This is a genomic window from Streptomyces sp. AM25 (assembly GCF_058146165.1).
The window spans coordinates 173588-185445 of sequence record NZ_JBKIWN010000005.1; the positions used below are offsets into that span (position 1 = coordinate 173588).

The window sequence follows — 11858 nt, forward strand, 5'->3', positions numbered from 1 at the left end:
CATCGCCTTTCCCTCGAAGAACATCGCGTCCCCCCGCCGGTTCGTAAGCGGGGGGACGCGGTCGTTCAGGTCGTCAGGTCATCTGGTGCATTGGGCGAGGCCGATGATGAGGCCGCCGAAGACTCCGCCCAGGACGGCTTCGGGCTGTCCCAGGGCAGCACCGAGGAGGCCGAAGGTGGCTCCCTCGCCCATCTTGTCTCCGATGCAGTTCATGCGGCCCCTCTTGTCGCTGGACGCAGTGGGGCGCATCATGGCGGCCGTCGTCATCAGGGTCTTCTTCGCGGCGGCCGGCGCGGCTGCTGCTCTCACCGAGAAGACCGGCGGGCTCATGGTGCCGGTGATCGTGTCGCCGGTGACGCCTTCGATGGTCTGGGTCACCGTGTTGCCGGAGACGGTCAGGCCGACCTTGTGGGTCGTGCCGTTGGCGTCCTTCAGTGTGGTGGGGAGGATGGTGGCAACAGTGCCGTCGGTGTCCGTAGCGGTGACGGTGCCGTTGGACGACGTCACCTGACTTCCCGCGGGAAGGCTGAAGGTCTTCGTCGTGGTCGTGGCGAAGGTCTGCGGCTTCACATCAGGGCTGGTCGTACTGCCACTGCTGCCGGACGGGTCGGTGCTGGTGCGGGCGACGTACATCGTGGATCCGGCCGTCGAGTTGACGACGGGGACGGTGACGGTCGCGTCCGTGGTCCACGGCTGGTTGTCGGTATCGAACGTCCACGTTCCGGTGACCTTCTTGCCGACGGCCGCGAAGTCGACCCAGGCGTAGTTCTTCGACGGGACGTCCACGGCGATGCCGTTGATCGTCGTCTCGTCGGAGGTGTACACCGTCGTCGCGGTCAGCTGGCTGGAGATCATGGCCTGGACCGGGGTGGAGACACCGACGGAGGTTGACGCGCCCGCGGAGAACCCCTGCGACCAGCCGGAATGGTAGATCGTGGTGAAGACCTGCTTCATGGACGAAGCAGTGTCGTTGTACCAGACCGACGAAGCGGGCTGACGGGGCAGGACCTCGGGCTGCCCCTCGGACTTCTGTGTCCACGAGCAGGTGGAGGTCTTCTTGGAGCACAGGTCGGCGTAGTAGTCGAGGGCGAGCTTCCTCGCCTCGTCCGCCTTCGATGCAGGGACCGTCCATTCCTGGCTCGCGCTGCCGTTGCAGATGTTGGGCTGGGCGAGGATCCCCCACAGGTGCAGACCGCCCCGGTTGTCCATGCACCATTCGGTGCTGCTGCTGTCGTCGCGGCGGACGATGCCGAACGTGTTGGGCTTGCCGTCGACGGGGCGGAAGTGCCACTGCTCGCCGTCCTTGCCGCAGGACTGCTGAGTGGCCGGCTGGGTGGCGTAGATGCACTTCCCGGACGAGGTGCTGGCGATGTTGAACGCGCCGGGGTCACCGAGCTTGATCAGACGCCAGTTCGTGTAGTTGGTGCCGTCGGGGGTGACGGAGATCTGATTTCCGTCACCATTGCCCGTCGCGTTGAGAGTGCCGTTCGAATTGGCGAACGTCCAGGCACCGGAGTCTGCCGCCTGCGCCGTGGTGGCGGTGGTGGCGACGACGCCGGTGGTGAGCATGAGCAGGGCGAGCGACGGGGCCGCTATGAGTCGTCTGACGCCCTTGATGTGTCTACGCATGTGCCCTTCCGTGGTGAATCTGTGAACATCCTGTGATTGCAGTCCTCACTCCGTGAGTGTGCGCGGACCGATGAAATCGGAATGAACAGGCCTGGCTGAGCTGCGAGTGCGGCAACTACAGCGTCGCCAGGCCCCAGAACAGCGCCCAGAGAAGGAACAGTGCGCTCGTCAGACCCAGTAGCCCGAGCCGGGCGTTGGTCCGGCCGGAGACCGAAGCCCTGACTCGCCACCAGACCGCCGCCGTTGCCACGGCCGCCACTGCCGTCCCGGCGGTGAGCAGGTGCAGGACGAGCCAGAACACCGGACGGTTGCCGAGCATCGGGCCGACGGTCAGCGTCATCGTCACGAAGCCGAAGTAGCCCACGAAGCCGAGCAAGGTGGTCAGTCCCGCCACGGCCAGCCATCGAGGTGCCCGGCCCACCCCGGGAGCACAGGGACGCCTGCGCAAGCGGCGTACCAATTCACCCAGAAGATGGGCAGCGAACGAGACGACCATGAATGCAAACGCTGCGACCTGTGCTGTGGATGCCTCGTACTCAGGGAGAGGGGCCAGAGCATGGCTGCGCCTCGCCTGATGAGGCAGGGCATCGTTGGTCCGGTGTCCATGTCCCGCGACCCAGGACGCCATGGTGTCGACGTAGCCGGGCACCAGTTGCTCGCCCCGCTGGAACCCGTCGGAGGAGGTGCGCAGTTTGTGATCGCCGTGCGGGAAGAAGCGGACGGTCACATCGGTGTTGCCGCCGTCCCGCAGTGCCCTCTCGATGGCGACGGCGCTCTCCGCCGGGGGCGACTGCTGGTCGTTGCCCCACAGGGCGAGGACCGGCTGGTGCAGGCGCCGCAGCGCCGGCAGCGGGTCGTAGTCCGCCTCGGGGAGCAGACCGGCGTCCGTGAGGAACCTCGTGCCCGTGACGGATGCAGTCCGCAGCAGTGATCCTGCGACACCTTCGTGCCGAAGCCTGTTCTCGACGAACCATGCCGATTCCCGGGCCGGTGACACCCCGGATGCTCCGACCAGTACCACGTACGAGACCTGCGTCGAGCGTGAAGCCGCGAGCGGAACGACCCAGCCGCCCTCGCTGAACCCCCAGAGCCCGACCTTGCGGGGATCCACATCGGCGCGCCCGTGCAACAACTGGACACCCGCCAGGGCGTCGTCGGCGAGTTGGGCATAGGACCGCCGTGTCTTCGAGTAGCCCGTGGTCCGCTTGTCGTAGCTGAGAACCACGAACCCGGAGCGGGCCATGGCCTGCGCCTCGGCCCGGTACTTCGCCCGTGTCTCCGGACCCGAACCGTGCACCAGCACGATCCCGGGCCGCCCCTGTCGTACCGTCCCGGCGGGTACCGTCACCGTGCCGTGCAGTGTCACGCCCCCGCTGCGGAACTCCACACTCTGCTCGCTCTCCTCCCCCGCCCGGGCGGGACCCGCCACGGCCGCCCCGCTTGCCGTCACCAACGCTGCCAGCGCCGCGACGAGACACATGACCCACCAGGCCCGCATACCTCCCCCTGACCGTCAAGGCCCCGACCGAATGCCTCGGCCGGTTGCTCCTCGTCGACCTTTCTGCACAGGCCAACGGCAGCCAATCCGGCAGGCCCTCCAGCGGGAGGGGGGATAGCACCACCCAACGCTGGCCTAGTGCGGCGCAGTCAGGTTCTCGGGCCACATGAACGCGAGCTCTGCATCGGTCAGGCGCAGTCCTGCCCCGGCGCACGAGTAGGCCACCGCATTGCGGTGATGCTCGTCCACGACGATCGCTCCTCGTCGAAGCCCACCGACACGGGTGTTCTCCTGCTCCCGAACTGCCCCTGCAGCAGGCCTCGATCTTGCTCGCCGCCGCCTGTTTGGGCTGCTTCTTTCAGTCCGAGAACTCTGGTCACTTCCACCCCGATCGTCGTATGCGCAGCGGGTAGGCTGGCGCGCCTGCGCGGTCGGAGCCGTGGTCAGAGCCGTGAGTGAGGAGTTTTCGGTGGCTTTCTCAACGCAGCTCTTCGACACGGCTGATGATCGGGAGGGAACGAACCGCGGCTGGGCCGAGCCGATCGCGATCGTCGGGATCGGCTGCCGCTTCCCCGGCGGCATCACGGATCCGCGGAGCTTCTGGAACCTGGTCGTCTCCGGAACGGACGCCATTACCGACATCCCGGCCGACCGGTGGGGTGCCGATGGTTTCTTCGACACCGATCCTGCCACTCCGGGCCGGATGGTCATCCGGCAGGGCGGGTTTCTCCGTTCGGCTCTGGAGGAGTTCGACGCGGGATTCTTCGGGATGCCGCCGCGTGAGGCCGCCGCGTTGGATCCGCAGCAGAGGCTGCTGCTCGAAGTGACCTGGGAGGCCTTCGAGGACGCCGGAATTCCGCCGGGTTCGACCGCCGGCAGCGGCGTGGGCACCTTCGTCGGCGGGTTCACTTTCGACGCCGCGGCTCTGGCGATGGCCGACCAGAACCGGCATCTGCTCGGCGTGGCCACCCCGACCGGGGTGAGCATGACCATGCTCGCTGCGCGGCTGTCGTACACCTTCGACTGGCACGGTCCGTGCTTCACGCTCGACACCGCGTGTTCCTCGTCGCTGGTCGCGGTCCACCAGGCCTGTTCCGCGCTGGACCGTGGCGAGTGCGAGCTGGCGGTGGCCGGCGGGGTGAACATGATGTTCCTTCCGGTCACCACGATGGCGATGGCGAAAGGGCAGTTCCTCTCCCCGGATGCCCGCTGCAAGTCGTTCGACCGCCGCGCGAACGGATATGTGCGCAGCGAAGGCGCGGGAATGGTCGTGCTCAAGCCGCTTTCCGCGGCCCGGCGCGACGGTGACCGGATCCACGCGGTGGTGCGCGGAAGTGCGGTGAACCACGACGGCCGTACTCCCGGAGTGCCGATGCCCAGCACCGAGGCTCAACGTGCGTTGATCCGGCGGGTGTTCCGGACGACGGGTGTCGAACCGGGTTCGGTGGGCTATTTCGAGGCCCACGGCACGGGCACCGCCGTGGGAGACCCGGTCGAGGCGGCGGCCATCGGTGACGCGCTCGCGGGCTCGGAGCGTACGCACTGGATGGGTTCGGTGAAGTCGAACTTCGGTCACACCGAGGCGGCGGCCGGGGTGGCGGGAGTGATCAAGGCGAGTCTGTGCCTGGCCCACGGGCTCGTACCGCCGAATGTGCACTTCGAAAGGCCCAATCCCGCGATTCCCTTCGACCGGTTGCCCTTGCGCGTGCCCACGGAGTCGGTCCCGTTCCCGCGGTACGGCGGGCCGCGACGGGCGGGGGTCAACTCCTTCGGCGTCGGCGGTACGAACGCCCACGCCCTCCTGGAGGAGGCGCCGGCCGCCGGACCCGGCCGGCCCGGCGGGAAGGACGGCGGAGAGCCGCTGCTCCTCCCGTTGTCGGCGCGGAGCCAAGGGGCCCTGCGCGCGCTCGCCGACGCCTACGCGTCCTTGCTCGAACAGCCCGACGCGCCGGCCCTGCGACGCGTCGCAGGTGCCGCCGCACGACGGCGCGACCACCATTCCCTGCGGACCTTCGTGGTCGCCGCCGACGCCCAGGAGGCAGCCGGGAAGCTGCGGCAGCTCGAAATCACTGCACAGCGGGCCGAGCCGTGCGCAGTCGCCTTCGTCTACACGGGCATGGGCCCGCAGTGGTGGGGAATGGGCCGGGAACTGCTGCGGGAGGATGCACGCTTCGCCGAGGTCGTCACCGCGTGCGACGCGGTGCTCGAAAGGTTCGGTGTCTCGATCGGCGACGAGCTGCTCCGCGAGGAGGCCGACTCCCGGCTGACCGGGACCCTTTACGCGCAGGTCGCCAACTTCGTGGTGCAGGCCGGCCTGACGGCGCTGTGGCGCGACTGGGGGATCGAACCCGCCGCGATCGTGGGCCACAGCGTGGGCGAGGTGGCCGCAGCCTATGCGGCCGGGGTGTACACGCTGGAGGACGCGCTGACGGTGAGCTTCCACCGAGCGCGCCTGCAGGCGACGCTCGCCGGCCGCGGCAGCATGATCGCCGTCGGCCTGCCCGCCGGCGAACTCGCCCCCTACCTGGCCGAAGACATATCAGTGGCCGCGATCAACAGCACCACGGCGACCACGCTGGCCGGTGATCACCGGGCCGTCGACGCCGTGGCCGGACGGCTGGCGGCTGCGGGAGCGACGGTCACGCCGCTACGGGTCGAAGTCGCCTACCACAGCCCGCAGATGGACGGGATCCGCGAAGCGCTGCTGACGGCACTGGCCGGGATCCGGCCGGGGCGGGCCCGGGTGCCGCTGTACTCGACGGTGACCGGTGAGCAGGTCGACGGCTTCGAGCTCGACAACCAGTACTGGTGGAGGAACGTGCGGCAGCCGGTGCGTTTCGCCGACGCGTTCCGGCGCCTGCTCGGCCGGGCACCCGGAGCGGTGCTGGAGGTCGGGCCGCATCCGGTCCTGGCCACGGCGGTGGACGAGGCCCTGGCGGAGCGCAACATCGACGCGGTGCGGCTGGCCTCACTGCGCCGGGACCGCCCGCAGCGCCGGCAACTGCTGGAAACGCTCGGCTCCTGCTACGCGGTCGGCGTCACGCCGGACTGGGAGCGGGTGCACCCCGGTTCTCCGGACCATCTCGACCTGCCGCTCTACCCGTGGCAGCGGGACCGTCACTGGATCGAGTCGCCCGCCTCCCGGCAGGCACGGCTGAACATCACGGGCCTGTCCCTGGCCGGCCGGACCGTCGCCTCGGCCACGCCGGTCCAGGACGTCGAACTGGGCAGGACCGAGCTCCCCTACCTCGAAGACCACCGGATCGGCAACGATCTCATCTTCCCGGGCGCCGGATACGTCGAGGCCGCGCTCGCGATGTTCCCCGACGACGAGCCCTGCTTCCTGGAGGACATCGCCTTCCACCGTCCGCTCGTGCTCCCGCCGTCCTCGGTGACCACCCTGCGCCTCGGATACGACCCGGCGCGCCGGCAGGTGAGCCTGCACAGCCGCGACCGGGCGGACGCCCCCGACTGGACGCTGCACACCGAGTTGCGCCGGTCGTACCTCGCCGGACCACCGATTCCGCCGCCGCGCACCAACACCCTGGCCGAACACACCCGTTCGCTGCCGGTGCTCGGCCACGACGAGGTGTACGCGGTCCTCGGCGCCGGCGGCCTGAACTACGGACCGGCGTTCCGCGCCGTCGACCGGCTGTGGCTCCGGGAGCAGACCGGGGAGGTCTTCGCCGAGATCGGCCTCGGCACCGTGGACCCGGCGGGCCACCGTCTGCACCCGGTGCACCTGGACGCCGGTTTCCAGGCCGTGTTCGCCGGGGCCCTCGTGCTCGGTGGTGACGCCGCGGCCGGCACCTACGTACCGGCTCGCATCGCCGGGCTCCGGTACTACCGCGCACCGGGCCGGCGGCTGTGGGTCCACGGCCGCGACCGGCACAGCACGGTCCCGGGACGGTTCGAGTGCGACCTCACCCTCGTCACCGACGACGGCGAGGTGGTCGCGGAGGTGACCGGCCTGCGCGCCCAACGGCTGGCCGACGACGGCGCCGTGACCACCGCACCCGGGCAGCGCCTCTACTACGAGCACGCCTGGCGGCCCGAACCGCTCGACCGCACCGGTGATGCCGAGGGCACCTGGATCCTCGTCGGCTCCTCGGACATCGCAGCCGGGCTGGAACGACGGATCATCGCCTCGGGCGGCTCCGTCGTGCGCACCGACCCGGCCGCGGAGGACTGGCCGGAACGCGTCGAGGGCTGCCGCGGCGTGGTCTGCGTCGCGGACCGCCGGACGGCCGACGTGCCCGTGTGCACACCGGTCGCCGAGCCGCTACGGCTGGTGCAGGCCATGCCGGTCACCCAAGTGCCGCTGTTCGTCGTCACCACCGGTACCCAGAGCGTCTCCCCCGAGGACCCGACCGACGACCCCTGTGCCGCCGCGCTGTGGGGATTCGGCCGGGTCGTCAACGCCGAACGGCCCGAACTGCGCTGTCGCCTGATCGACGTCGGGGAGGGCACCGAGGACGCACTGCTGGAGGAACTCCTCCACGACGGGCTCGACGAGGTCGCGTTGCGCGGCGGCACACGCTACGTCCGACGGCTGGAACCGGCCGGGGACCTGTCCCCGCTGCACCAGGTGACCACCCGCACCGACGTCACGCCGGTCCGCCTCGGCGTGCTCCGCACCGCCGCCGACAACCTCCGCTACGCCGCGGCCGCCCGGCGCGAGCCCGGCCCGACGGAGGTCGAGATCGAAATCGCCTACGCCGGCGTCAACTTCAAGGATGTGCTGAAGGTGACCGGACTGCTCGCCCCACAGGCGAGGGAGGGCAGCCATTCACGGGACGCACTCGGACTGGAGTGTTCGGGAACCGTCGTCCGGGTCGGCAAGGACGTGACCGAACTGCACCCCGGCGACGAGGTGTTCGCGCACAGCCGGGCACTGTTCGCATCGCACGCGACGCTCGACGCGGTCCGGGTGGTGCGCAAGCCCGTCGGCCTGTCCCTGGCACAGGCCGCCTCGCTGCTCCCGGTGGCCACGGCCTACTTGTCGCTGGTACGGCTGGCCCAAGTGCGCCCGGGCGACCGGGTCCTGGTCCACTCCGCCGCCGGGGGCGTCGGACTGGCCGCGGTCCGCATCGCCCGCCGGCTCGGCGCCGAGGTGTTCGCCACCGCCGGCAGCCGGACCCGGCGGGCGTTCCTGCGCGACCAGGGCGTGCTGCACGTGACCGACTCCCGGTCCACGGCGTTCGCCGACGAGGTGCTCCGCTGGACCGGCGGTGAAGGCGTCGACGTCATCGTCAACTCGCTGCCCGGGGAGATGATCCACCACAACCTCCGGGCCCTCCGCACATTCGGACGCTTCGTCGAACTGGGCAAGCCCGCCATCGACGCCGGGCCCGCACAGCGGGCGATGACGCACCACTCGTTCGACTACGACCAGCTGATGGCGCTGCGGCCGGAGGACGTCCGCACGGCCATGCGCGAGGTGGCCGCCCTCTTCGAGGAGGGCGTCATCGCCCCGCTGCCGGTCAGCGAGTTGCCCGCCGATCAGGTCGACAAGGCGATGCTGGCGATGGGCGGGCCGGACCACCTCGGCAAGATCGTGGTGCGCCTGGCCGGTGAACCGGTCACCGTTCCCGCCTCCTCGCTCGCCGGATCGCCGGTCCGGGCCGACGCCACCTATGTGCTCACCGGTGGCCTGGGCGGCCTGGGGCGTACGGTCGCCGGCCGGCTCGCGGACCGGGGAGCCGGGCATCTGGTCCTGGTCGGGCGCAGCGGTGTCGCGACGGCCGAGGCCGAGCAGACGGTGGCCGAACTGACCGGCCGGGGCGTCGAGGTCCGGATCGAGAAGGCCGATGTGGCCGACCGGGACCAAGTGGCCGCCTTGCTCGCGCGGGTCCGCGCGACGATGCCGCCGATCCGGGGCATCGTCCACGCCGCGGCCGACTTCGACGACGCCGTGCTCTCGGACACCGACGGGGCGCGCCTGGTGGGCGCCACCCGGCCGAAGGCGGACGGCGCCTGGAACCTGCATCTGGAGACCCGGCCGGACACCCTCGACTTCTTCCTGCTCTTCTCCTCGGTGGGGGCACAACTGGGTTCCGTCGCGCTGGGTGCCTACGCGACCGCGAACGAGTTCCTGAACGCCCTCGCCCGCTACCGGAGCGCCCGTGGCCTGCCCGCCACCAGCGTCGGCTGGGGCATGATCGACGACGTCGGCGTGGCGGTCAGCGGAAACGGTGAGGTCGGCTCCTACCTCCGCCGCAACGGGCACGGCGGCCTGTCACCCGCCCGGTTCACGACCGAGCTGGAAACGCTGCTGCGAACCCGTCCCGTCGAGGCCTCGGTGGCCGACATCGACTGGCCGCGCTGGGCCCGTGCCAACCCGCAGCTCGCCCCGCTGCCGCGGGTCCGCCCGGTCGTGCCGGCCGGCGTGGCAGGCGGCGACGGGCCGGCCGCGCCGCGTCTGGAGGACCTCGGCCCGGAGGAACGTGCCACGCTGCTGCCCACCCTGCTCGCGCCCATCCTGCAACAGAGCACCGGCCTGACCGACCACGACCTCGGAGACGACCAGCCGTTCGACATCGACTCGCTGACCGCCGTCGGACTGCGCGTCCTGCTGCACAAGGAGCTCGGCGTCTCCGTACCCGCGGTCAAGCTGCAGCGCAACCTCACCATGGCCGGCCTGGTCGGACTCCTGATGGACGAACTCGACCGGGTGCCGGCCGACGCCTTCCGGGACCCCACCGCCCACGAGTTCGCGTCGGCGGACGGCCTGACCGTCTACGGCCACCTCAGTCTGCCGCCGGGGCCCGGGCCGCACCCGGCCGTCGTGGTGTGCACCGCGGGCCCGGGCGGTGCCCTGAACGCGGACGGCGACCCCGTCCGGGTCAGCGAACACCCGCCTCTGCTGGCCGCGGGCTTCGCGGTCTTCACCGTCGACCACCGCGGCGCCCCGGGGCACGGCCCCGACTTCGAGGCCCGGGCGGAGATGGGCGGCCGCGACATCGCCGACGTCCTCGCCGCCGCCGACCACCTCGCAGCGCTCCCCGAGGTCGACGGCACCCGGGTGAGCCTGCTCGGCACCAGCCGCGGCGGATACTCCGCCCTCGCCGCGCTCGGGCGCGCACCGGACCGCTGGCACCGGGCGGTTCTGCTCATGGGTCTGTACGACCCGGCACTGCTCGTGGCGGCCGAGCAGGCCCGGCCGGGCTCCCTCGTCCCTTCCCGTCCCGGTCTCGAACCGGACGAACTGGCCTCCTACTTCGCAGCCCCCGAGCGCCGGCCGCTGGCCTCGCTCGGCGACGTCGTCTCCCCCATGCTCGTCGTGCACGGCGAGGACGACCGAGTCATCCCGGTCGAGCACGCCCGCGACCTGGCCGCCGAGGCGAAGCGGCTGGGCCGCGACGCGACGCTCGTTACCGTGCCCGGCCTCGGACACGACAGCAGGCACGACGGCGAGCAGTGGGATGCGCTCTGGCCTCGTATCACCGACTTCCTCTCCGAGGGCTGACGTTGAACGCCGGGCCGGTTGCCCGGCCCGCATCGGACGCACCGATGGCGCCGCCTGCTGCCGGTGGCCGGCGGGAGCTGCCCGGCCCCGCCCCGAGGTCGCGCTGTGGAACGGCCGGCACCGGGCGCTGTCGAGGACCGTCGTAGGAGGCCAGTGGGCGGATGAGAGCGTTGTGCGCGTGCTGTTCGGTGATGTGGGCGGTCCAGCCGGTGATGCGGCTCATCACGAAGATCGGTGTGAAGGCGGGGGTGTCGAAGCCCATCAGGTGATAGGCGAGTCCGGCCGGGTAGTCCAGGTTCGGGTGGATGCCCTTTCGGGTGAGCATGGCCTGCCGCAGGGCCGCGTGCAGCGTGGCCAAGCGTGTGACCTCCGGGTCGGCGGCACGCGCCACCAGGCGGTCCAGCGCTTCCTGCATGATCGGCACACGGGAATCGCCGTGCTTGTAGACGCGGTGGCCGAAGCCCATGATCCTGCGCTTGGCGGCCAGGGCCTCGTCCAGCCACTCCCCGGCCCGTTGCGGGTCGCCGATCTCCTCCAGCATGTGCATCACGGCCTCGTTGGCGCCGCCGTGCAGGGGGCCCTTGAGGGCACCGATCGCTGCGGTGACCGCGCTGTAGAGGTCGGAGAGGGTCGAGGTCACCACACGCGCGGTGAACGTCGAGGCGTTGAAGCTGTGTTCGGCGTACAGCACGAGGGAGATCTCGAAGCAGCGGACCACCTCCGGGTCGGGCACGCCGCCGAAGCACATGTGGAAGAAGTTCTCCGCGTACCCGAGGCCGGGGTCCGGCGGGATCGGTGCCAGCCCTCGCCGCCGGCGCTGGTCCGCAGCGACCACCGTGGGCAGCTTCGCCAGGAGGGCGAGGGACTTGGCGCGGTCGGCGGCGGGGCTGCCGTCGTCCTCGACGGGGTCCTCGGCGCCGAAGAAGCTCACGGCGGTGCGCAGGACGTCCATGGGGTGGCAGGTCTCGGGCAGCCGGGCGAGGAGTTCGGAGGTGGTGTGGTCCAGGGGACGCAGGGCGCGTTCGCGGGCCCGGAACTCCCGCAGCTCGGCGGTGTCGGGAAGTTCTCCGTACCACAGCAGGTGGGCGACCTCCTCGAAGGAGCGGCGGGCGGCCAGGTCCTGGACCGGATAGCCGCGGTAGGTGAGGGAGTTGGTCTCCTCGATGACGGCGGAAATCCCGGTGGTGTCGACGACGACACCGGCGAGGCCGCGGTGGATCTCTGGCGCGGTGGTGGACATGAGTCGTGCCTCCGGTGCGGGCG

The 11858-nt window shown here is 70.8% G+C and carries 3 protein-coding genes and 1 pseudogene; 1 reads left to right on the forward strand and 3 read right to left on the reverse strand.

Annotation, left to right across the window (positions count from 1 at the left end):
• Positions 1-78 precede the first annotated feature (78 nt).
• Both ACLHRZ_RS08320 and ACLHRZ_RS08325 read right to left on the reverse strand, forming a co-directional pair.
• The gene (locus ACLHRZ_RS08320; protein WP_490417637.1) at positions 79-1629 is read right to left on the reverse strand and encodes an RICIN domain-containing protein; all 1551 of its coding nucleotides are present in this window, start codon (positions 1627-1629) and stop codon (positions 79-81) included.
• Positions 1630-1744: 115 nt separating this feature from the next.
• Entirely contained in the window at positions 1745-3127 is a 1383-nt protein-coding gene (locus ACLHRZ_RS08325; RefSeq protein WP_490417638.1) for an alpha/beta hydrolase family protein, read from the reverse strand.
• A 469-nt stretch (positions 3128-3596) separates the two neighbouring features.
• On the opposite strand from ACLHRZ_RS08325, the gene ACLHRZ_RS08330 reads away from it, so the two are divergent.
• A complete protein-coding gene (locus ACLHRZ_RS08330; RefSeq protein WP_490417639.1) occupies positions 3597-10595 on the forward strand; it encodes an SDR family NAD(P)-dependent oxidoreductase in 6999 nt (2332 codons plus the stop codon).
• A 109-nt stretch (positions 10596-10704) separates the two neighbouring features.
• Here ACLHRZ_RS08330 and ACLHRZ_RS08335 read toward each other — a convergent pair.
• Positions 10705-11835: pseudogene (locus tag ACLHRZ_RS08335) on the reverse strand (bifunctional 2-methylcitrate synthase/citrate synthase); the annotation flags it as partial.
• Positions 11836-11858 lie beyond the last annotated feature (23 nt).

Coding starts and splice junctions, on each gene's coding strand:
- ACLHRZ_RS08320 (WP_490417637.1), bottom strand. CDS start 1,629: ATGCGTAGACACATCAAGGGCGTCAGACGACTCATAGCGGCCCCGTCG.
- ACLHRZ_RS08325 (WP_490417638.1), bottom strand. CDS start 3,127: ATGCGGGCCTGGTGGGTCATGTGTCTCGTCGCGGCGCTGGCAGCGTTG.